General features: G+C 67.8%; 20 protein-coding genes and 1 riboswitch. Of the genes, 16 read left to right on the forward strand and 4 right to left on the reverse strand.

Annotation, left to right across the window (positions count from 1 at the left end; all coding sequences use genetic code 11):
• The 3 genes from ACWPMX_RS14165 to ACWPMX_RS14175 are packed head-to-tail and all read left to right on the forward strand — an operon-like array spanning window position 1 to window position 4,757.
• Entirely contained in the window at window positions 1-2,280 is a 2,280-nt protein-coding gene (locus tag ACWPMX_RS14165) for a molybdopterin cofactor-binding domain-containing protein (RefSeq protein ID WP_455700638.1), read from the forward strand.
• On the forward strand, window positions 2,277-3,299 hold the full coding sequence (gene hemH, locus ACWPMX_RS14170; protein ID WP_455700639.1) for a ferrochelatase: 1,023 nt from the start codon (window positions 2,277-2,279) through the stop codon (window positions 3,297-3,299). Before ACWPMX_RS14165 ends, hemH begins: the two co-directional genes overlap by 4 nt.
• Before the next feature lie 36 nt (window positions 3,300-3,335).
• Window positions 3,336-4,757, forward strand: a complete 1,422-nt coding sequence (locus tag ACWPMX_RS14175) for a cytochrome P450 (RefSeq protein WP_455700640.1) — start codon at window positions 3,336-3,338, stop codon at window positions 4,755-4,757.
• Between the two features lie 114 nt (window positions 4,758-4,871).
• On the opposite strand, the gene ACWPMX_RS14180 is transcribed toward ACWPMX_RS14175, so the two are convergent.
• Window positions 4,872-5,030 (reverse strand): DUF1674 domain-containing protein, encoded by a 159-nt coding sequence (locus tag ACWPMX_RS14180; RefSeq protein WP_455700641.1) that lies wholly within the window; start codon window positions 5,028-5,030, stop codon window positions 4,872-4,874.
• Window positions 5,031-5,084: 54 nt separating this feature from the next.
• Between ACWPMX_RS14180 and ACWPMX_RS14185 the strand changes: the two genes are divergently transcribed.
• The 11 genes from ACWPMX_RS14185 to ACWPMX_RS14235 all read left to right on the forward strand — a co-directional run bounded on the left by ACWPMX_RS14185 (window position 5,085) and on the right by ACWPMX_RS14235 (window position 17,688).
• Entirely contained in the window at window positions 5,085-6,317 is a 1,233-nt protein-coding gene (locus ACWPMX_RS14185) for an RsmB/NOP family class I SAM-dependent RNA methyltransferase (protein ID WP_455700642.1), read from the forward strand.
• A gap of 65 nt (window positions 6,318-6,382) precedes the next feature.
• On the forward strand, window positions 6,383-6,712 hold the full coding sequence (locus ACWPMX_RS14190) for a WYL domain-containing protein (protein WP_455700643.1): 330 nt from the start codon (window positions 6,383-6,385) through the stop codon (window positions 6,710-6,712).
• Between the two features lie 96 nt (window positions 6,713-6,808).
• Entirely contained in the window at window positions 6,809-7,819 is a 1,011-nt protein-coding gene (locus ACWPMX_RS14195) for an ArsR/SmtB family transcription factor (protein ID WP_455700644.1), read from the forward strand.
• Window positions 7,816-8,718: a methylenetetrahydrofolate reductase [NAD(P)H] gene (gene metF / locus ACWPMX_RS14200; protein ID WP_455700645.1), complete on the forward strand. Its 903-nt coding sequence runs from the start codon at window positions 7,816-7,818 to the stop codon at window positions 8,716-8,718. Before ACWPMX_RS14195 ends, metF begins: the two co-directional genes overlap by 4 nt.
• The gene (locus ACWPMX_RS14205; protein WP_455700646.1) at window positions 8,715-9,761 is read left to right on the forward strand and encodes a homocysteine S-methyltransferase family protein; all 1,047 of its coding nucleotides are present in this window, start codon (window positions 8,715-8,717) and stop codon (window positions 9,759-9,761) included. Before metF ends, ACWPMX_RS14205 begins: the two co-directional genes overlap by 4 nt.
• Window positions 9,762-9,777: 16 nt before the next feature.
• Window positions 9,778-12,390, forward strand: coding sequence for a methionine synthase (metH, locus tag ACWPMX_RS14210; protein WP_455700647.1), 2,613 nt, complete (start codon window positions 9,778-9,780; stop codon window positions 12,388-12,390).
• A gap of 50 nt (window positions 12,391-12,440) precedes the next feature.
• A riboswitch (glycine riboswitch) is annotated at window positions 12,441-12,531 on the forward strand.
• Between the two features lie 155 nt (window positions 12,532-12,686).
• Window positions 12,687-13,832, forward strand: a complete 1,146-nt coding sequence (gcvT, locus tag ACWPMX_RS14215; RefSeq protein WP_455700648.1) for a glycine cleavage system aminomethyltransferase GcvT — start codon at window positions 12,687-12,689, stop codon at window positions 13,830-13,832.
• Window positions 13,829-14,200 carry a glycine cleavage system protein GcvH gene (gene gcvH / locus ACWPMX_RS14220; protein ID WP_455700649.1) on the forward strand — a complete coding sequence of 124 codons (372 nt, stop codon included), beginning with the start codon at window positions 13,829-13,831 and terminating at the stop codon, window positions 14,198-14,200. Before gcvT ends, gcvH begins: the two co-directional genes overlap by 4 nt.
• 11 nt (window positions 14,201-14,211) lie before the next feature.
• Window positions 14,212-15,573 (forward strand): aminomethyl-transferring glycine dehydrogenase subunit GcvPA, encoded by a 1,362-nt coding sequence (gcvPA, locus tag ACWPMX_RS14225; protein WP_455700650.1) that lies wholly within the window; start codon window positions 14,212-14,214, stop codon window positions 15,571-15,573.
• On the forward strand, window positions 15,570-17,186 hold the full coding sequence (gene gcvPB, locus ACWPMX_RS14230) for an aminomethyl-transferring glycine dehydrogenase subunit GcvPB (protein WP_455700651.1): 1,617 nt from the start codon (window positions 15,570-15,572) through the stop codon (window positions 17,184-17,186). The genes gcvPA and gcvPB overlap by 4 nt, the downstream gene beginning before the upstream one ends.
• A 7-nt stretch (window positions 17,187-17,193) precedes the next feature.
• Window positions 17,194-17,688, forward strand: a complete 495-nt coding sequence (locus tag ACWPMX_RS14235) for an ABA4-like family protein (protein WP_455700652.1) — start codon at window positions 17,194-17,196, stop codon at window positions 17,686-17,688.
• Between the two features lie 59 nt (window positions 17,689-17,747).
• Here the strand turns inward: ACWPMX_RS14235 and ACWPMX_RS14240 are convergent, their stop codons facing one another.
• Both ACWPMX_RS14240 and ACWPMX_RS14245 read right to left on the reverse strand, forming a co-directional pair.
• The gene (locus tag ACWPMX_RS14240; RefSeq protein ID WP_455700653.1) at window positions 17,748-17,879 is read right to left on the reverse strand and encodes an entericidin A/B family lipoprotein; all 132 of its coding nucleotides are present in this window, start codon (window positions 17,877-17,879) and stop codon (window positions 17,748-17,750) included.
• Window positions 17,880-17,951: 72 nt separating this feature from the next.
• Entirely contained in the window at window positions 17,952-18,860 is a 909-nt protein-coding gene (locus tag ACWPMX_RS14245; protein WP_455700654.1) for a DMT family transporter, read from the reverse strand.
• 140 nt (window positions 18,861-19,000) lie between these two features.
• Between ACWPMX_RS14245 and ACWPMX_RS14250 the strand changes: the two genes are divergently transcribed.
• Window positions 19,001-20,185, forward strand: a complete 1,185-nt coding sequence (locus tag ACWPMX_RS14250; RefSeq protein WP_455700655.1) for a CaiB/BaiF CoA transferase family protein — start codon at window positions 19,001-19,003, stop codon at window positions 20,183-20,185.
• 17 nt (window positions 20,186-20,202) lie between these two features.
• On the opposite strand, the gene msrA is transcribed toward ACWPMX_RS14250, so the two are convergent.
• The gene (gene msrA, locus ACWPMX_RS14255) at window positions 20,203-20,745 is read right to left on the reverse strand and encodes a peptide-methionine (S)-S-oxide reductase MsrA (RefSeq protein WP_455700656.1); all 543 of its coding nucleotides are present in this window, start codon (window positions 20,743-20,745) and stop codon (window positions 20,203-20,205) included.
• A gap of 101 nt (window positions 20,746-20,846) precedes the next feature.
• Here msrA and ACWPMX_RS14260 point away from each other — a divergent pair, with 101 nt between their 5' ends.
• Entirely contained in the window at window positions 20,847-21,698 is an 852-nt protein-coding gene (locus tag ACWPMX_RS14260) for a class I SAM-dependent methyltransferase (RefSeq protein ID WP_455700657.1), read from the forward strand.
• The last annotated feature ends 43 nt before the right edge of the window (window positions 21,699-21,741 follow it).

Here is a 21,741-nt window from a genome sequence, read left to right on the forward strand (position 1 = left end):
GTGCACGTCAGCCGCCGGAGCCTCCTTGCCGGCGCGGCGGTGGGCGGCGGCCTGCTGGTCGCCTGGGGCTTGTGGCCACGCGAATACGGTACGCCGCTTGCCGCCGGGCGGGGTGAGTGGGCTTATTCCGCGTGGCTCAAGCTGGGCCGGGACGGGGTGCTGACGGTGGCGGTGCCGCAGCTCGAGATGGGCCAGGGCGTGACCACGCTGCTGCCGCAGATCGTCGCGGCGGAGATGGGTGCGGACTGGCGGCAGGTCGCGGTCGAACCGGCGCCGGTGTCGGGCGCCTATCCCAACGTGCCGCTCGCCGCGAAATGGGCGGCGCTGTGGATGCCGATGGTCCCCGGCCTCGCCGACGATCCGCGCAAGCTTATCGCGCGCCGCTGGGCCGAGGGAACGGGCTTCACCGTCACCGCCGACGGGACGACGCTTCCCGCCTACGAGGCACCCGCGCGCGCGGCGGCGGCGGCGGCGCGGGCGATGCTGTGCATGGCGGCGGCCGACCGCTGGGGCGTGGGCTGGGAAGAATGCGAGGTTCGCGACGGTCTCGTGCTCCACCAGGGCAAGGCGCTGAGCTTTGCGTCGCTGGCCGAGGAGGCCGCCGAATACGATCCGCCCGATCCCCCACCGCTCCGGAGCGCGCCTTACGGCGAGGTCCCCGACCCAGTCGAGGAGGCCGCGGGCATCCGCTACCCCCGGCTCGACCTGCCGGCCAAGGTCGACGGCTCTTTCCCCTTCGCGGGCGATATCCGCCTGCCCGGAATGCTCTATGCAGCAATCCGCCACGGCCCGATCGGCGATACCGAACTGCAGGGCTTCGATGAAGAGGCGGGCGGGCAGGTTCGCGGTCTTCGCCACGTGGTCAGGTCGCGCGGCTGGATCGCGGCGGTGGCCGATACCTGGTGGGCAGCGGAAGAAGCGCTCAAGGCGATGACGCCGATCTGGCAGACGACCGGGAGGGCGAGCAGCGACCGCGTGGCGGGCGCGCTCGACGCGGCGTTGACCGACGGCGAGGCGAGCCGGATCGCAACGCGCGGCACGGGCGACCGCGACAAGGGAGATGCGGCCGCCACGTTCCGCTATGAGATCGCCCCGGCGACCCATGCGACGATCGAGACCGCGACCGCCACCGCGCGCCTCGCCGATGGCAAGCTCGAACTCTGGGCGGCGACTCAGGCGCCCGGCCACGCGAAGGCGGCAGCGGCGAAGGCCGTCGGACTCTCCGCCGAGGATGCCGTGCTCTATCCGGTCGCGGCGGGCGGAAGCTTCGACCGGCGGCTCGAGCACGATCATGTGATCGAGGCGGCGGTGATCGCGGCCGAGGTCGGCGCGCCGGTCCAGCTCGTCTGGTCGCGCTGGCAGGAACACGTCGCCGGTCGTTCCCGCGCGCCGCTTGCTTGCCTCGCGAGCGCGTGGACCGCGCAGGAAGACGGCAGCCCCACCGCGTTGCGCTTGCGGGTGGCGATGCCTTCGACCACAGCCGAATTCGGCGCCCGGCTGTTCGGCAACAAGACCGCGCTTGCCGCCCGCCGCGCCGCCGCTTCCGCGCCGGACCCGCTGGCGTTCGAAGGCGCGCTCGGCCCCTATTCCATTCCCGACATCGCGATCGACCATGTGCCGGTCGATGTAGGGCTGCCCAGCGGGCGGATGCGCGGCAATGCCCACGCGTACCTCGCCTTCATCACCGAAAGCTTCATCGACGAACTGGCGACCCGCGTGGGCCGCGAACCGCTGTCGTTCCGCATGGCGCTGCTGGGAGAGGACGCGCGGCTTGCCGAATGCTTGCAGCGCGCCGCCCGGCTCGGCCAGTGGGACGGCGGTGCCGGGCAGAGCGGCAACGGCATCGCCTGCTGGCGGATCGGCGATCCCGCCAGCGGAGGCCCAGTCGCGCGGATCGCCTGCGTCGCCACCGCCCGCGCGGGCGAAGGCGGGGTGCGCGTGGAGAAGCTTTCGGTCGCGGTCGACCTTGGCCGCGTGGTCAATCTCGATCTCGTGCGCCAGCAGGTCGAGGGCGGCCTGGTGTTCGGCACTTCGCTGGCCACCGGTTCGACGCTGCAGTATGCCGCCGGCCTGCCGGCCGCGAGCCGTCTCGCCAGCCTGAACCTGCCGCGCCTGTCCGATTGCCCAGAGATCGCGCTGGAGGTGATCCCCGGCGAAGGCGAGCCCGCCGATCCGGGCGAGATCGGGGTCGCGGTTGCCCCGCCCGCGATCGCCAACGCGCTGCATTCGGCGACCGGGCTGCGCCTGCGCCGCCTGCCGCTCCTGTCGGAGGGACTATGACCTGGACGCCCCAATCGCTGCCCGAGGGCCACTCGCCGGTGCAGAGCGGCCGGGTTGGCGTGCTCGTGGTCAATCTCGGCACGCCCGACGCGCCCGATGCGCGGAGCGTGAAGCGCTACCTTGCCGAATTCCTCTCCGATCGTCGCGTGGTCGAGATACCGCCGATCGCGTGGCAGCCGATCCTGCGCGGGATCATCCTGAACACGCGCCCGAAGAAGAGCGCGCACGCCTATTCGCAGGTCTGGACCGAGGCGGGATCGCCGCTCGCCGCGATCACCGCCGCGCAGGCCAAGGCGTTGCAGGAGCGGCTCGGCGGCGGGGTGCGGGTGCGCCACGCCATGCGCTATGGCCGCCCGGCGATCGACGCCGAACTGCGCGCGCTTATGGACGAAGGGTGCGAACGGATCCTGCTCGCGCCGCTCTACCCGCAATACAGCGCCGCGACGACCGCGACGGTTGTGGACAAGGCTGCGGACACCCTGCGGACAATGCGTTGGCAACCCGCGCTGCGCACACTGCCGCCGTATCACGACGACCCCGCCTATATCGCCGCGCTCGCAAGCGATATCGGCGCGCAACTCGATGCGCTGGCGTTCGTACCCGAGGTGCTGCTGCTCAGCTTCCACGGGATGCCGCAGCGCACGCTCGACCTCGGCGATCCCTATCACTGCCACTGCCGCAAGACCGCGCGCCTGTTCGAGGCGGCGCTCGCGCGGCCAGGCTTGCGGGTCGTGACCACGTTCCAGAGCCGGTTCGGTCGGGCCAAGTGGCTCGAGCCCGCGACCGACGCCGTGCTCGTGGACGAAGCGCGCAGCGGCACCCGCCGTCTCGCGGTCGCCGCGCCGGGGTTCTCCGCCGACTGCCTCGAGACGCTCGAGGAATTGGCGATACGGGGGCGCGAGCAATTCGTGGCCGTGGGCGGGACCGACTACGCCACGCTCGCCTGCCTCAACGCGGGCGGGCCGGGCATGGCGATGCTGGAGACGCTGGTGCGGCGCGAACTTGCGGGCTGGATTTGACGCGCTTACAAGGATGTCAGTAGCAAGGAGCCGCTGATGGCCTCGATCGCCGAACCCGTCCTGCAAGCCAATTCAGCGCACGAAACGCCGCCGGCGCACGCCTACACCGGCTATCCCAGCGACGCCGACCTGGCGCATATCCCCGGCGAGCGCGGGCTGCCGCTGGTCGGCAACACATTCCGCCTGCTCGCCGATCCGATTGCCTTCGGATACCGGATGTATCGGACTTATGGCCCGGTCTACAAGAATCACGCGTTCGGCGGCTGGCACATCGCGCTGGTCGGGGCCGAGGCCAACGAGCTGATCCTGATGGATCGCGACAAGATCTTCAGTTCCGAGCAGGGCTGGGGGCCGACGCTCGACAAGCTGTTTCCGCGCGGGCTGATGCTGATGGATTTCGACCATCACCGGATCGACCGGCGCGCGCTGTCGATCGCCTTCAAGCCCGAGCCGATGCGGCATTACGCGGGTGCCCTCGACCGAGGCATCGCGGAGGAGGTGGCCGGCTGGGGCGGAGAGATGCGGTTCTACCCCGCGATCAAGCAGCTGACGCTCGACCTTGCGGCGGAAAGCTTCCTCGGCGGCGGGCTTGGCCCGGAGTCGCCGAAGATCAACCAGGCCTTCGTCGACATGGTGCAGGCCTCCGTCACTCCCATCCGGCGTCCCTTGCCGTTCACCCAGATGAAGAAGGGCGTTGATGGACGGCGCTATCTCGTCGGCCTGTTCACCCGCGAGACGCTCCGCCGCCGCGCGGGCGAGGGCATGGGGCAGGACATGTTCAGCCAGTTCGCCACCGCCACGCGCGAGGACGGCAGCCTGCTGCCGGTCGACGCGGTGGCGGACCACATGAACTTCCTGATGATGGCCGCGCACGACACGATCACCTCGTCCGCCACCAGCCTCGTCTGGCTGCTCGCGAAGAACCCCGCGTGGCAGGAGCGCCTGCGCGAGGAGATCGTCGCGATCACCGGCGGGCCGGGCGCCGACGGACAGCCGCGAGGGCTGACTTACGACGACCTCGGCAAGGTCGAGCTGACCGAGATGGCGTTCAAGGAAGCCCTACGGCTCATCCCCCCGGTCCCCAGCCTGCCGCGCAGGGCCATGCGCAGCTTCGAATTCAAGGGTTTCCGCATCCCGGTCGGCTCGGAAGTCGGCTTCAGCGTCTATCTCACCCACCGCCTGCCCGAGCACTGGGGCGACGATGTCAAGGCGTTCGATCCCATGCGCTTCACGCCCGACAAGGTGAAGGCGCGGCACAAGTACGCGTGGATACCCTTCGGCGGCGGGGCGCACATGTGCCTCGGCCTCCACTTCGCGTACATGCAGGTGAAGATCCTGATGGCGCAGCTGCTCCAGCGCTACCGGATCGAAGTGGCGGATGGCTACGCACCCGAGTGGCAGCCTTGGCCGATCCCCAAGCCGAGGGACGGGCTGAAGGTGAGGTTGGTGAGTCTCTGATTGCGACCGCGCCTCCGCGCGGTCGTCCTCGGCGCTGTTCCTTCCGCTACGCTCCAGGGCGCCTGCGGGCGGCCGTTCGGCCTTGCGGTCCGCTAGTCGCGGACCGTTGCTGACTCAAAAATCGACGGCGATGCCGTCGCGGACCCAGTCGCCGTAGCGGGTGGGGGACAATTCCTCGTCGTCCTTCGCCGGGGCGGGTGGGGGCGGCGGTTCGCTGGTCCAGTGCGCGGGCTTGGCGAACGGTTCGGGACGCTGGGTGGCACGGTTGGTCATGACGCCAAGATGGGCGCGCTGGCGCCCGGGCGCAATCGCCGATAGGGGCGGGCGATGGCAAAGGTTCAGGGACTGGCCGCGCGCGCGGCGGCATTGCGGATGCTCGACGCGGTGCTGCGCCGGGGTGAGACGCTCGAGATGGCCGAGCGCGCGACCGCCAAGGGCCTGACGCCGAGCGACCGCGGCCTCGCCCGTGCGATATCCTCGGAAGCGCTGCGCTGGCTGGTCGATCTCGACACCATGATCGACAGCGCGACGAAGCAGCGCCTGCCGGACGATGCCAAGCCGCGCACGGTGCTCAGGATGATGCTCGCCCAGTGGTTGCGGCTCGACACGCCCCCGCATGCCGCGATCGCGACCGGGCTCGAACTGCTCGACGGCGGGCCGCGCCGGCTCGCGCACGGAGTGTTCTCGACGCTGGTCAAGCAGGAGGTGGCGCTGCCCGCCGTGCCGACATTGCCGGCCGAAGTCGCCGAGCGGTGGGGTGCGCGCGCCGGTCCGATCGCCGCCGCGCTCGCCGATCTTCCCCCGCTCGATCTTGCGCTCAAGGACTGGTCGGAGACCGAACACTGGGCCGGCGAACTCGGCGGCATCTCGCTCGCCCCCGGCCATGTGCGCCTGCCACGCGGCAGCGTGGTCGAACGGCTGGCGGGGTTCGAGGAAGGCGCCTGGTGGGTGCAGGACCTCGCCGCATCGCTCCCCGCCCGCCTGCTCGGGCCGGGCGAAGGGCACAGCGTACTCGATCTCTGCGCCGCGCCGGGGGGCAAGACGCTCCAGCTTGCCGCCGCGGGGTGGCGGGTGACGAGCGTCGACAAGAGCGCCAAACGGCTCGACCGGCTGGTCGAGAACCTCGAGCGGACCGGCCATGCCGCCGAAGTCGTCGCCGCCGATGCGCTGAAGTGGGAGCCGGGCCGCCAGTTCGACGCGATCCTGCTCGATGCGCCGTGCACCGCGACCGGCACCTGCCGCCGCCACCCCGACGTGCTCCACCGCATCGGCCCGCGCCAGATCGCGGAGATGGCGGAGCTGCAGGCCGCAATCCTGAACCGGGCACAGCGCTGGCTCACGGCTGGGGGCACGCTGGTCTACGCCACCTGCTCGCTCGAACCCGAGGAGGGCGAGGCGCAGGTTGGCGCCGTCGCGCTCGAGCCTCGACCGATTGCGGCTGGCGACTTGCCCGCCGGGATCGCTCCCACCAGCGAGGGTTGGCTCCGCACGGACCCCGGGATGCTCGCTGACTTAGGGGGGCTCGACGGGTTTTTCGCTGCCCGCTGGCGCCGGACCTGACGCGCGAGGCAAAAAAACTTTAGAACAGTATCGGAACCGAAACCGAATTGTGTATTTGTGCTGCAATGCAGCAACAAACTCTCGAAGCTCCCCGCCCGGTCGACCTGATCGGCGAAGCGATCCGCGAACGCCGGGCCATCCGCGCCACCTACAACGGTGCCACGCTCGACCTCGAACCCTACAACGTGTTCGTGCGCAACGGCGCGCTGTTCCTCAGCGCGTTCAATCCGCACAAGAACCGCCGGATCGATAGCGATCCAGAGTTGGGGACTTTCAATCTGTCAGGACTGAGCGACGTGGCAATCGGTGACGCCTTCACGCCTGCTGAATCGCTGGCCGCGCTCGACGAAAGCCCCGAACGACAGGTTCTGATCGCGGTCGAGCCGCTCGACTAGCGTCGCTGCGGGCCCTTCGCGGCGCGCAGAAAAACTATCCGGTCGGGTCGCGCTCGCGGCTTGACTTTCGGATATAAAGATACCTTTATATGTCGCATGACAATAGAGACGGTCATGCGAGCTCTTGGCGACTCCACCCGGCTGCGGATCATGCGGCTGATCGGCACGATGGAGCTTGCCGTCGGCGAACTGGCGCATGTGTTGGGGCAGAGCCAGCCGCGCGTTTCGCGTCATGTCGCGATCCTTGCCGATGCGGGCCTTGCCGAGCGGCGGCGCGAGGGGAGCTGGGTGTTCCTGCGCCAGTCCACGCTTGCGGGAGAGCAGGTTTCGCGCGCCATCGCCCGCCTGCTCGCCGCGGCCGAGGACGAGGATGCCGCTTTCGCCGATACCTGCGCCGACGATCGCCGCCACCTCGCCGCGATCCGCGAGACCCGCGAGAAGAGCGCGGGCGAGTTCTTCGCCCGCCACGCCGGCGAATGGGACCGGTTGCGCATGCTGCTCGCCCCGGCCGAGGCGGTCGAGCAAGCGCTGGTGACGGCGCTCGGCGGCGCCGGGCTGGGCCAGGTCCTCGACATCGGCACCGGCACCGGCCGGATCGCCGAAGTGCTGGAACCCGCCGCCGAGCAGGTCACGGGTCTCGACAAGAGCCCCGAAATGCTCCGCTTCGCGCGGGCCCGGCTCCAGCACTTGCCGACAGGCCGGGTCGAACTGGTGCAGGGCGATTTCGCCGCGCTGCCGTTCGCGCCCGAGAGCTTCGACACGGTGATCTTCCACCAGGTGCTCCACTATGCGCACCAGCCCGAATATGCGCTCGCCGAGGCAGCGCGCGTTTGCCGCGCGGGTGGACGGATCGCGATCGTCGATCTCGCCGCGCACGACCGCGAGGAAATGCGCCGGACCCATGCCCACGCGCGTCTCGGCTTCGCCGACGATCAGATGGAGGCGATGCTGGCGCGCCACGGTTTCGTCGCCGACACGCCGGCCACGGTCGACGGCGGGGAACTCGCGGTAAAGGTGTGGACCGCGCGTCGTGGCGAGGCCGCGCTGCCGCGCATCGGTCGCTCCGCGGCGACCGGCGCGGCGCAACGCAAGGCAGCCAGCCGATGAACGCCGAGATCGCTCACGCGCAGCCGCTCTACGCCTCGCTGCCCGGCGACATCGGCGTCAGCTTCGAATTCTTTCCGCCCAAGACCGAGAAGATGGCCGAAACGCTGTGGCAGAGCGTCCAGACGCTCGCCCCGCTCGAGCCAAACTTCGTTTCGGTCACTTACGGCGCGGGCGGCTCGACGCGCGAGCGGACGCACGCCGCGGTCGAGCGGATCATCCGCGAAACCGGCATCCCGGCGGCGGCGCACCTCACCTGTGTCGACGCGACGAAAGCCGAGATCGATGCGATCGCCCGCGATTACTGGGACATCGGCGTGCGCCATATCGTCGCGCTGCGCGGTGACGTGGCCGAACCGGGCGCGCGCTACGCTCCGCATCCCGACGGCTACGAGAATGCCGCCGACCTCGTCGCGGGCCTCAGGCGGATCGCGCCGTTCGAGATTTCGGTCGGCGCCTATCCCGAACTGCACCCCGACAGCGCCGACGAGGCTGCCGATCTCGACAATCTCAAGCGCAAGATCGACGCCGGGGCGACCCGCGCGATCACTCAGTTCTTCTTCGAACCCGAATGCTTCTTCCGCTTCCGCGACAAGGCAGCGGCGGCGGGCATCGATGCCGAGATCGTGCCGGGCATCATGCCGGTGATGAGCTTCGCCTCGGTCCAGCGTATGAGCGGGCTGTGCGGCACCGCGATCCCGCACTGGATGGAGACGCTGTTCGACGGGCTCGACGATCGTCCGGCGGCGCGCCAGCTCGTCTCGGCGACCGTGGCGGCCGAGCTGTGCCGCCGACTCTACGCGGGCGACGTCCGCAATTTCCATTTCTACACACTCAACCGCGCCGAGCTGAGCTACGCGATCTGCCACCTGCTCGGCGTCCGCCCGAAGGATCCGTCATGAGCAAGCGCGACCAGTTCCTCGCCGAGTGCGCCAAGCGCATCCTCATCACCGATGGTGCCTTCGGTACCGAGATCCAGAACTGGAAGCTCGCCGAAGCCGATTATGCCGGGTCGCTCGGTCTCGGCCATGACCAGAAGGGCAACAACGACATTCTTGCGCTGACTGCGCGGCACGTGCCCGAAGCGATTCACCGCGCCTATTTCGAGGCAGGAGCCGATATCGCCGAAACCAACACGTTTTCCGCCAACCGCATCAGCCAGGCCGACTATGGCGCGGAAGCCCTCGTGCGCGAGATCAACGTCGAAAGCGCGAAACTCGCGCGGGCGCTCGCGGATGAGTTCGAGGGCAAGGATGGCCGTCCCCGCTTCGTGGCGGGCGCGATCGGGCCGACCAACAAGACGCTCTCGCTGTCGCCCGATGTCGAGGATCCCGGTTACCGCGAAATCGACTGGGACACCCTCGTCGACGTCTACCGCGAGCAGGCCGAGGCGCTGGTCGAGGGCGGGGCGGACTTCATCCTGATCGAGACGGTCTTTGACACATTGAATGCAAAAGCCGGTATCATGGCTGTAAAGCACGTCGAACAAGCGCTTCATCGACATGTTCCGATCATGCTGTCGATGACGCTGACCGACCTCAGCGGCCGCAATCTGTCGGGCCACACGGTCGAGGCGTTCTGGCATGCGGTGCGGCACGCGAAGCCGCTGACGATCGGCCTCAACTGCTCGTTCGGCGCGACCCAGCTCCGGCCACACGTCAAGACGCTCGCCGAGATCGCCGACGCGCCGATCATGGTCTATCCCAACGCGGGCCTGCCCAACGAGCTGGGCGCCTACGACGAGCGGCCCGACCAGACCGCCGGCTTCGTCCACGAATGGGCGGCAGCGGGGCAGGTCAACGTCCTCGGCGGCTGCTGCGGCTCGACCCCGGCGCATATCAAGTCCATCGCCGACAGTGTGCGCGGCGTCGCTCCGCGTGTGTTGCCGACGCCGCCGGTGGTGACCCGTCTCGCCGGTCTCGAGCCGTTCACCCTCGCTGCCTGATCGACTGGAACCTGCGTTGAATACCCCTGCATCCTCGCGTTTCGTCAACGTCGGCGAGCGCACCAACGTCACCGGCTCGGCGGCGTTCAAGAAGCTTATCATGGCGGGCGACTATCCCGCGGCGGTCGAGGTCGCGCGGCAGCAGGTCGAGAACGGCGCGCAAGTGATCGACGTCAACATGGACGAAGGGCTGCTCGATGCGGTCCACGCCATGACCACGTTCTTGAAGCTGATCGCCGCCGAGCCCGACATCGCCCGCGTGCCGGTGATGATCGACAGCTCGAAATGGGAAGTGATCGAGGCGGGCCTCAAGTGCGTGTCGGGCAAGCCGATCGTCAATTCGATCAGCATGAAGGAAGGCGAGGCCGCTTTCCTCGACCATGCGCGCAAGTGCATGGACTACGGCGCCGCCGCGGTCGTGATGGCGTTCGACGAGACCGGCCAGGCTGATACCAAGCAACGCAAGGTCGAGATCTGCAAGCGCGCCTACGACCTCCTCACCGGCATCGGCTTCCCGCCCGAGGACATCATCTTCGACCCCAACGTGTTCGCGGTGGCGACGGGAATCGAGGAGCACGATCGCTACGCGCTCGATTTCATCGAGGCCGTGGCCGAACTGCGCCAACTGTGCCCGCACGCCCACTACTCAGGCGGATTGTCCAACCTCAGCTTCAGCTTCCGCGGCAACGAGACCGTGCGCCGCGCGATGCACTCGGTGTTCCTCTACCACGCAATCCCCGCCGGGCTCGACATGGCGATCGTCAATGCAGGCCAGCTCGACATCTACGACCAGATCGACCCGGTGCTGCGCGAGGCGTGCGAGGACGTCATCCTCATGCGCCGTCCCGATGCGACCGAGCGCCTCATCGAGCTTGCCGAAAGTTTCAAGGGCAAGTCCGCCGCCGACGAAAAGGCCGCAGAGGAATGGCGCGGTTGGCCGGTCGAACGGCGGCTGGAGCATGCCCTCGTCAAGGGCATCGACGCGTACGTCGTCGAAGATACCGAAGAGGCGCGGCAGCTCAAGGATCGGCCGATCGAGGTAATCGAAGGCCCGCTGATGGACGGCATGAATGTCGTCGGCGACCTGTTCGGAAGCGGCAAGATGTTCCTGCCGCAGGTGGTCAAGTCCGCGCGCGTGATGAAAAAGGCGGTCGCGCACCTCATCCCTTTCATCGAGGCCGAGAAGCAGGCTTCGGGCCTCGCGAACCAGTCGAAGGGCCGGATCGTGATGGCGACCGTGAAGGGCGACGTTCACGACATCGGCAAGAACATCGTGGGCGTCGTTCTCCAGTGCAACGGATACGAGGTGATCGACCTCGGCGTGATGGTGCCGTGGGCAAGAATTCTCGAGACCGCGAACGACAACAACGCCGACATGATCGGCCTTTCCGGCCTGATCACCCCCTCGCTCGACGAGATGGTGACGGTGGCCGAGGAAATGGCGCGCGCCGGCATGACGATGCCGCTGCTGATCGGCGGCGCGACCACCAGCAAAGTCCACACCGCGCTGCGGATCGAACCGAAGTACTCTGGCCCCGTGGTCCACGTGCTCGACGCGAGCCGCGCGGTGGGCGTCGCCAGCCGGCTGCTCAGCGATACCCAGCGCGACCGGTTCGTCGAGGATACTGCGGCGGAATATCGCAAGGTGCGCGAGGCGCGCGAGGGCAAGGCGCAGTCGGTGCTTCTGACGCTCGACGAGGCGCGGGCGAACTTCTACGATCCCAACTACGCCGACAAGCCGATGCCTCCGGCGCAGCCCGGGCTCCATCCGTTCCCCGACTGGTCGCTCACCGACCTGCGCGAGCTGATCGACTGGACCCCGTTCTTCCGCGCGTGGGAACTGCACGGCAACTATCCCGCGATCCTCGACGATGAAGTGGTCGGCGAAACGGCCCGTGCGCTCAAAGCCGACGCCGACGCGATGCTCGACCGGATCATTGGCGAGAAGTGGCTGACGGCGAAAGGCGTCGCTGGCCTGTGGCCCTGCGCGCGCGACGGCGACGACGTGACCGTCCACCTCGTCGACGAGGAGCGGCACGTCCTGCTCCCGTTCCTCCGCCAGCAGGTGAAGAAAAGCCGCGACCGGGCGAACATGTGCCTTGCGGACTTCATCGACCCCAAGGGCGACTGGATCGGCGGATTCGCGGTCGGCATCCACGGGATCGAGCCGCATTCGCAGCGGTTCCTGGCGGACAAGGATGATTACTCCGACATCCTGCTGAAGGCGCTCGCCGACCGGCTGGCGGAAGCCTTTGCCGAAAGCCTGCACCGCCACGTCCGCACCGACCTGTGGGCCTATGCGCCGGGCGAGCAGCTGACCAACCAAGCGCTGATCCGCGAGGAATATCGCGGCATCCGACCCGCGCCCGGCTATCCCGCATGCCCCGATCACAGCCTGAAGCCGGTCCTGTTCGACCTCCTCAAGGCGGGCGATCACACCGGGATCACGCTGACCGAAAGCTTCGCAATGCTGCCCACGGCAGCGGTCAGCGGGTTCTACTTCGGCCACCCCGAGAGCGAATACTTCGGCGTCGCCCGCATCGGGCGCGACCAGGTGCAGGACTACGCCCGGCGCAGGGACGTGGATATCGCCACCGCCGAACGCTGGTTGCGCCCCAATCTGGATTGACCGAATCCTTCCGCTCGCGCAGGGCGGGGCTGTCGCCGGAAGCGATTCCGACGTCCGCCATGGGAGAGCGCAGGCTTCGGGCCTGCCGCCGAAGGAGCAACCGCCCCGGAAACTCTCAGGCCAAAGGACCGTGGCGGGCCGTGCGATACTCTGGAAAGCGTCCCGTCGCGTAGACGGGGCCACCGACGGTGTAAGCCTGCTTCAACGCATGGCCAAACTCTCAGGTTTCCCGACAGAGGGGGCAGCGGTTGCAAGGTGTCCGGTCCGGGCATCGGCCGCGCTGTCGGGACAGTCACGTGAGCGATACCGAAGACCCCATCGAGACCGAAGCCCTGCCGCTGGGCGACTGGCATCGTGCGCGCGGCGCGCGCATGGTGCCGTTCGCGGGCTACGAGATGCCGATCCAGTATGAGGGGATCATGGCCGAGCACCAGTGGGTGCGCGAGCACGCCGGCCTGTTCGACGTGAGCCACATGGGCCAGCTGATCGTCGAGGGCGAAGGCGCGGCCGAGGCGCTCGAGGCGCTCCTGCCCGGCGATATCTCGGCGTTGAAGCCCGGTCGCATTCGCTACTCGCTGCTGCTGACCGAGGACGGGGGCATCCTCGACGACCTGATGGTCACCAACGTCACCGAAAGCGATGGCGCGACCCCGCGCTACTACGTTGTCGTCAACGGCGCGACCAAGTGGGACGACATCGGATTCCTGCGCGAATTCCTTCCCGACGAGATTACCCTCCAGCACCTCGACGAGCGCGGCCTGCTGGCACTCCAAGGGCCCGAGGCTGCCGCGGTGCTCGACCGCCTCGTGCCCGGCGTCGCCGACGAACTGTCGTTCATGCAGGGCACCAGCCGGACGTGGAACGGCGAGGCGCTCGGCATCGGACGCGGCGGCTACACCGGCGAAGACGGGTTCGAGCTGTCGTACCCCGCTGGCAAGCTCGCCGAACTCGCCGATGCGCTGGTTGCCGATGATCGGGTGCGCCCGATCGGCCTCGGCGCGCGCGATTCGCTGCGGCTCGAGGCGGGGCTGCCGCTCTACGGCCACGACCTCGACGAGAGCGTCGACCCCGTCGAGGGCAACGCCGCCTTCGCGATCTCCAAGAAGCGCCGTGAGGAAGGCGGCTTCCACGGCGCGACACGCATTCTCGCAGCGCTGGCGAACGGTCCGGCAAAGAAACTCGTCGGCTTTACCGTCGGAGGCCGGATGCCCGTGCGCGAAGGGGCGCCGATATTCTCCGGCAGTGATGAGGTCGGTCGTGTGACCTCGGGCGGGTTCGCGCCCACCGTCGGCGCGCCGATCGCGATGGGCTATGTCGCCGCCGCGCACACCGCGCCGGGCACCGCGCTCGAAGCCGAAGTGCGCGGCAAGCGCGTACCTCTGACCGTTTCCGGCATGCCGTTCGTTCCCCACCGCTATCACCGTAAAGGAGCCGCCAAGTGACCCGCTATTTCACCGAAGATCATGAATGGATCGAAGTCGACGGCGACACCGCGACCGTGGGCATCACCGACTACGCCCAGGGTCAGCTCGGCGACATCGTGTTCGTCGAGGTCCCCGACACCGGCGCGGGCCTGGCCAAGGGCGGCGAAGCCGCGGTGGTCGAGAGCGTGAAGGCCGCGAGCGACGTCTATTCCCCCGTCAGCGGCACCGTGACCGAAGGCAATGGCGCGCTCGAGGAAGACCCCGCGCTCGTCAACACCGCGCCCGAGGGCGAAGGCTGGTTCTTCAAGCTCACCATCGCCGACGCGGGCGAGCTCGACGGGCTGATGGACGAAGCCGCCTATAAGGCGTTTTGCGACACTCTCTGACGGGAACTTTCATGCGCTACCTACCCCTGACCGACACCGACCGGACCGAGATGCTGCACGTCGTCGGTGCGCCCAGCGTCGATGCGCTGTTTGTCGATGTGCCGGACGGACTGCACCGTGCAGGACCGATCGCGGGTCTGCCGCTTCATGCCAGCGAGATGGCGGTCGAGCGGCACATGCGGGCGCTGTCGAAGAAAAACCTCGCGGCCGCCGATGCAGCGTTCTTTTGCGGGGCGGGGGCCTATCGCCATCATGTTCCGGCAAGCGTCGACCACCTGATCCAGCGTGGCGAGTTCCTGACCGCCTACACGCCGTACCAGCCCGAGATCGCGCAGGGCACGCTGCAGATGTTGTTCGAGTTCCAGAGCCAGGTCGCCCGGCTCTATGGCTGCGCGGTGGCGAATGCTTCGATGTACGACGGTTCCACCGCGTGCTGGGAAGCGATCGCGATGGCTGGGCGCGTGACCAAGCGGGACCGCGTGGTTCTGTCGGGCGCGCTGCACCCGCACTACGCCGAAACGGTGCGGACGATGGCGAAGTTCACGTCTGACGAGATTGCCGACGCGCTGCCGTCGATCCAGGGCGCGCCCGACATCGACGGGCTGATCGCGCGGATCGACGAGACGACGAGCTGCGTCGTGGTCCAGTATCCCGACATCCTCGGCCGGGTCTACGACATGGCTCCCATCGCCGAAGCGGCACACGCGAAGGGCGCGCTGCTGATTGCGGTCAATACCGAGCCGGTCGCGCTCGGCGCGGTGAAGTCCCCCGGAGAGATGGGCGCGGACATCGTCGTCGGCGAAGGGCAGTCGCTCGGCGTCGGCCTGCAGTTCGGCGGGCCGTACCTTGGCCTCTTCGCGGTGCGCGACACCAAGCACGTGCGCCAGATGCCCGGCCGCCTGTGCGGCGAAACGGTCGATGCCGAGGGCAAGCGCGGTTTCGTGCTGACCCTCTCCACCCGAGAGCAGCACATCCGCCGCGAAAAGGCGACGAGCAACATCTGCACCAACTCCGGCCTGTGCGCGCTGGCATTCACGATCCATCTGACGCTGCTGGGCGAGAAGGGGCTGCGGCAGCTGGCGGCAGAAAATCACCGCCTCGCCTGCCTCGCCGCCGACCGGCTGGCCAAGGTGCCGGGCGTGACCGTGCTCAACGACGCATTCTTCAACGAGTTCACGATTGTCCTGCCGGTCGACGCGCGGCCCGTCGTGCGCGACCTGGCGACCAAGAAGGTGCTCGCGGGCGTGTCGCTCGGGCGGCTGTTCCCGGGCGTCGAGGCGCTCGAGAAGGGTCTTGTCGTCGCGGTCACCGAAACCGCTTCGGAGCAGGACATCGAAACCCTTGCCGCCGCGCTCGAGGAGGTGCTGCCATGAACGCCCCGAACAAGAGCGGCTGGCGCCCGGCCATGACCCTCGACCGCCGCGAAGGCGAAGGCACCGCAACCGGCAACCGCGCGCTCATGCTGGAAGAGCCGCTGATCTTCGAGATCGGTACGACCGACACGACCGGCGTCGACCTGCCTGAGCCTGCTGGAGGCTGTGGTCGCCTCGGCGGCATGGCCCGCACCGACAGCTTTGGCCTCCCCGGCCTGTCCGAGCCCGAGACGGTGCGCCATTACACCCGCCTCAGCCGCCAGAACTACGCGATCGACCTCGGCCTCTTCCCGTTGGGAAGCTGCACGATGAAGCACAACCCGCGCCTCAACGAAAAGGTCGCGCGAATGCCGGGCTTCCTCGATGTCCACCCGCTGCAGCCGGTCGATACCGTGCGCGGCGCGCTGGAGGTGATCAACGAGTTGGCGTTCTGGCTGATCGAGCTCACCGGCATGCACGGCGTTGCCATGACGCCAAAGGCCGGCGCCCACGGCGAGCTGTGCGGCATTCTATGCATCCGCGCCGCGCTCGAGGCGAAGGGCGATGCGCGCGAGGTGATCTTGGTGCCGGAAAGCGCGCACGGCACCAATCCCGCCACTGCGGTCTTCGCAGGCTACCGGGTGGAGAACATCCCGGCGACTGCCGAGGGCCGTGTCGATCTCGAGGCACTCAAGGCCCGGCTCGGGCCGGACGTCGCGGGGGTGATGATCACCAACCCCAACACCTGCGGGCTGTTCGAGCGCGACATGAAGGCAATCTCCGACGCGGTCCACGCGGCGGGCGGCTACGTCTATTGCGACGGGGCGAACTTCAACGCGATCGTCGGCCGGGTGCGCCCGGGCGACCTTGGCGTCGATGCGATGCACATCAACCTGCACAAGACCTTCTCCACCCCGCACGGCGGCGGCGGGCCGGGTTCGGGTCCGGTCGTGCTGTCCGAGGCGCTCGCTCCGTTTGGGCCGCTGCCCTATACCGCCCGCACGAAGGATGGCGTTGTCCATTTGGTCGAAGAGGAGCAGGCCGAGGCCTTCTCGAACGAGCACTTCGGCGGCACGATGCGGAGTTTCGGGCGCATGTCTGCGTTCCACGGCCAGATGGGCATGTTCACGCGCGCGTTGACGTACATCCTCAGCCACGGGGCGGACGGATTGCGGCAGGCATCGGGTGATGCGGTGCTTAACGCGAACTACATCCTGCGCGCCTGCGAGGACCTGCTCGATGCCCCGTTCGGAGCGAGCGGGCCGTGCATGCACGAGGCGCTGTTCAGCGACAAAGGCTTTGCCGGAGGGCTTTCGACGCTCGACCTCGCCAAGGGGATGATCGACGAGGGCTTCCACCCGATGACGATGTATTTCCCGCTCGTCGTCCACGGCGCGATGCTGGTCGAACCGACCGAAACCGAGAGTAAGGCCGGTCTCGACCAGTTGATCCTCGCCTTGCGTTCGCTAGCCGAGCGCGCACGAGCCGGGGACGAGAGTCTCAAGAACGCGCCGATCCATGCGCCGCGCCGCCGTCTCGACGAGACGCTGGCTGCGCGAAAGCCAATCCTCACCTGGAGCGAACCGAAGGTGCCGGCAGGCACCCCGACGCTGAGCGAGCAGGGCGGAAGCTGATCCGGCCATGTGGCAGACGCTGTTCGGGCTGACCAACGCGATTGCCCTTGCCGGGTGGGCATTGCTGCTTCTCGCGCCGCGGCGGCCGATCCCGTTGTCACTGGTGCTCTATGGCGGGGTGGCGCTGCTGTGCCTCGCCTATGCGGCGGTGTTCGTGCTGCTGGTGGGCGGGATCGCCGATCCGGTCCGCGATGCGGGTGCGGGAGTGGCTGATCTGACCGACTATTCGGTGGCGGGGATCAAGAGCCTGTTCCGCTCGGACGGAGCAGTGGTGCTCGGCTGGACGCATTATCTCGCATTCGACCTTTTCACAGGACTGTGGATTGCGCGAGATGCCGACGCGAAAGGGTTCTCGCGGTTGTTCCAGGCTCCGTTTCTTGCGGCGACATTCCTTGCCGGGCCGCTGGGCCTGCTCGGCTGGCTCATCGCGCGCGAGCGACGGGCGCGGGCAGGCGGCTGGACCCGCTCGGTATCGCGTACAGGAAAAACGCCCGCCGGCTGAACCGACGGGCGTTTCTTGCGACCACGAAGGGCTCTTGTCGGCCCGGTGGCTTGTCGGGTTCAGTCGATCGCGTCGCTGCCGGCTTCGCCGACCGACTGGACGTCACGGCCGAGGCCCTTGACGGTGTTGCAGGCGGTCGCGGTGAAAGTGATCGCAGCAACGCCGAGGGCGATGATGATCTTCTTAGCCATTGTGGGTCCCTTTTTCGGCTCGGAATTCAAGAGTGGTCGAAAGCGGAAACGACTCCGTGGGCAGGCGGTTCCCTATTCCCCGAGCATCGCCCTTGCCCGCGTAATCGCGAGCCGGTGTTCGCGCCAAGCGATGATGAGGCCCGCGGAAATGATGAGCGGTGCACCGAGCCAGGTCGTGGCGGTCGGCAAGCGGTCGAACGCCAGCCAGCCGAACAATGTCGCCCACACGATCGAGGAGTAATCCATCACGATCACGCTCGCCACGGCACCATAGCGCAACGCCGCGGTCAGCAGGAGTTGTCCAAGCAATCCGAAAAAGCCGAGGCCCAGCAGCAGCGACCATTGGTACGTGGTGTGCTCGGTCATTACGAACGGCATCGCCAGCGCAAGCAGCGGAGCCGTGAAGGCGGAGAACCAGAACACGATCGTCAATGGATGCTCGGTTCGCGAGAGGTCGCGGATCTGGATCGAGATCAGCGCGATCGCGAAAGCGGCGCCTAGGGCGACGGCAGCTCCTGCAGGCGGAATCGCGCCGTGACCGGGATTGGCGATCACGACCACGCCGGTGAAGCCAAGCAGGACCGCCGACCAGCGCCACCAACCCACCCGCTCGCGCAGGATCAGCGCCGACAGGATGACCGCCCAGATCGCCGAACTGAAGTTGAGTGTCGTCGCCTCGGCCAGCGGCAGCAGGGTCACCGCGCCGAAGTTCAGGAACATGCCCGCCAGGCCCAGCATCCCCCGGCGGAAGTGCGCGCCGAGCCGCTCGCTGCGCAAGGTCGCCACCTTGCCCTGCGCCGCCAGCCACAGAATTATGACCGGGACGGTGGGCAACTGCCGCCAGAACAGCGCCTCGGTCAGGGTTACGCCCGACTCCGTCACGAGTTTCACAAACACCAGCATCAGCGTCAGCACGACAGCTGCTCCGAGCCGGATCGCCAGCGCCAGCATCGGCCGCTGATCGCTGTGCGCTGCGGTCATTGTGGCGAGTGTTCTGGAGTGTACGGAATCACAAGTCGGCGGTCAGGTCGTTGGGACGTCAAGTCAAGTGCGCACCGCGCAATCCTTGACCCGTGCAGCGCAAACATCGAAACGCGCGGCGTGAAATTGGAGATGATTGCATGAGTGCCGCTTCCCAGCCGCTGACCGGCGTGCGCGTGCTCGATCTCTCGCGCGTGCTGGCGGGCCCGTGGTGCACCCAGATCCTCGGCGATTTCGGCGCCGACGTCCTGAAGGTCGAGGCACCGGGCCGGGGCGACGACACGCGAGCCTGGGGGCCGCCTTTCCTGCGCGATGCCGAGGGTACCGAGCGGCCGGACGAGAGCGCCTACTATCTCGCGTGCAACCGCAACAAGCGGTCGATCGCCATCGACCTTGCCGATCCGAATGGCGCGGCGCTGGTGCGGCGACTGGCGGAGAAGGCCGATATCGTGGTGGAGAATTTCAAGGTCGGCGGACTGCGCCGCTACGGCCTCGATTATGATACGTTGAGCGCGATCAACCCGCGCCTTGTCTATTGCTCGATCACCGGGTTCGGCCAGTCGGGCCCCTACGCCGATCGGCCGGGCTACGATTTCGTCGCGCAAGGGATGGGCGGCATCATGAGCCTGACCGGCGAGGAGGGCGGCGAGCCGCTCAAGAGCGGGGTGGCGATGTGCGACCTCACCACAGGGCTCTACGCCGCAATCGGCATCATGATGGCACTGCGCCATGCCGATGCCACGGGCGAGGGGCAGCACGTCGATGCCGCGCTGTTTGACACCCAGGTCGCCACGCTCGCCAACCAGGCGATGTCATGGCTGGTAGGCGGGGTCGAGCCGACGCGCATGGGTAATCGCCATCCCACCGTGGTGCCGTACAAGACCTTCGCGGCAAGCGACGGACCGATCGTGATTGCGGTTGGCAACGACCGGCAGTTTCGCCTCCTCTGCGCCGAGCTTGGGCGCCCCGAGCTGGCCGACGATCCCCGCTTCGCGCGCAACCGCGATCGCGCGGTCAATCGCGATGCGATCGAGGCGCTGGTGCAGGGCCTCGTCGCGCGGGAGACCGGCGCCAAGCTGATCGAGCGCCTCCTCGCGGTCGGCGTGCCCGCCGGACCGGTCAACAGCGTCTCGCAGGTCTTCGCCGACCCGGGCGTTGCCGCGCGCGGCATGGTGCATCGCTTCGTGGAGACCGACGGGACCGAGATCCCCAGTGTCGCGTTCCCGGCGAAGCTCTCGCGCACCCCCGCGCAATTCCGCCGCGCACCGCCGTCGATCGGCGAGCACGGAGCGGAACTGGTGGCGGACTGGCTCGGCGAAGGCTGAGCTCGGTCGCGACCCGTTCAGGCGCTTTCGGACTTCACCTTGTTCGCGAAGCTCTTGCGCAGCTTCAACAACTTGGGCGGGATGACGGCGAGGCAATAGGGGTTCCGCTGGCCTTCCCCTTCCCAGTATTCTTGATGGTAGTCCTCGGCCGGATACCACTCGGCGGGGCCTTCGATAGTGGTGACGGCCTGCTGCCCTGCGTGGTCGGCATTCCAGCGGCCGATCGCGGCTTCGGCTTCGGCACGTTGGGCATCGTCGAGCGGGAAGATCGCCGAGCGGTACTGCGTGCCGACATCGTTCCCCTGGCGGTTCAACTGGGTCGGATCGTGCGTGCCGAGGAACACGTCGTAGATTTCCGGTAGCGAGATGATCGCCGGATCGTAGGTCACCCGGATGCCCTCGGCATGGCCGGTGCTGCCCGAACAGACGTCCTTGTAGTTCGGGTTGGCGACATGGCCGCCGATATAGCCGCTCTCGACTTCGCTCACGCCCACGACATCGCGGAACACCGCCTCGGTGCACCAGAAGCACCCACCCGCGACAATTGCCTGTTCGCTCATCGAAATCTCCTTAGCGCCGGAAGATAGGAACGGCATCGACACTTGTCACGGCGGGGCCAGTCTCTAGGCTGGTGGGATTGGACAATTCCCGGGAGAATCTCATGCGACCGCTCGCGCTCTGCGCCGCTTCCTTCATCGCTCTGGCTGCAACCGCCTCGGGGTCCGCCGCAGCGGCGCAGGCACCATCCGCCCAAGCGGCCATCGCGATCGATCCTGCGCTCGCCGCCGCAGTCGCCGATCCGAAGCGCGACGCCGATCGCCCACGCGACCAGTGGCGCAAGCCTGCAGAGACCCTGTCGTTCTTCCAGGTCGGGCCGGGCATGAAAGTCGGCGAATATGCGCCGGGCGGCGAGTGGTATTCGCGCCTGCTGGGTCTCTATCTCGGCCCGAAGGGCAAGCTCGTCGGGCTCTATTTCGATCCCACCTCGGGCGCATTCAACGAGAAGACGCAGGAAGGCATCCGGGCCGGGGCGTCCAAGTATCCCGCAGACGTCGCGGCGGCTTCGGGGCTTCCGGCTGATCGCTTTGCGGCAATGACGCTGGAAACCGTGCCCGAGGCTGAGCTCGGCACCTTCGACCGCATCATCGTGCCCCGCATGATGCACAACCTGTTCCGCTGGAACATCGCCGACCGCGAAATCAAGGCGATGCGGGGCCTGCTCAAGCCCGACGGCCTGCTCGGCATCGAGCAGCACCGCGCAAAGCCCGACGCCCCGTTTGCCTACACCGACGGAAGCAAGGGCTACTTGCGCGAAGCCGACGTGATCAAGTTCATGGAAGTGAACGGGTTCACCTATGTCGGCAGCGCCGATTACAACGCGAACCCGAACGACCCCGCCAACCACGCGCAGGGCGTGTGGGAACTGCCCCCGAGCCTCGCCACCAAGCGCGAGGAGCTGAAGGGACTCGGCGAAAGCGACCGCATGACCCTGTTGTTTCGCAAGCGGGCATGATCCTTCGGTTCATGATGGTCTCGCAGATGTAACTTTGTATCAT

The sequence above is a fragment of the Tsuneonella sp. HG094 genome, from assembly GCF_053819285.1.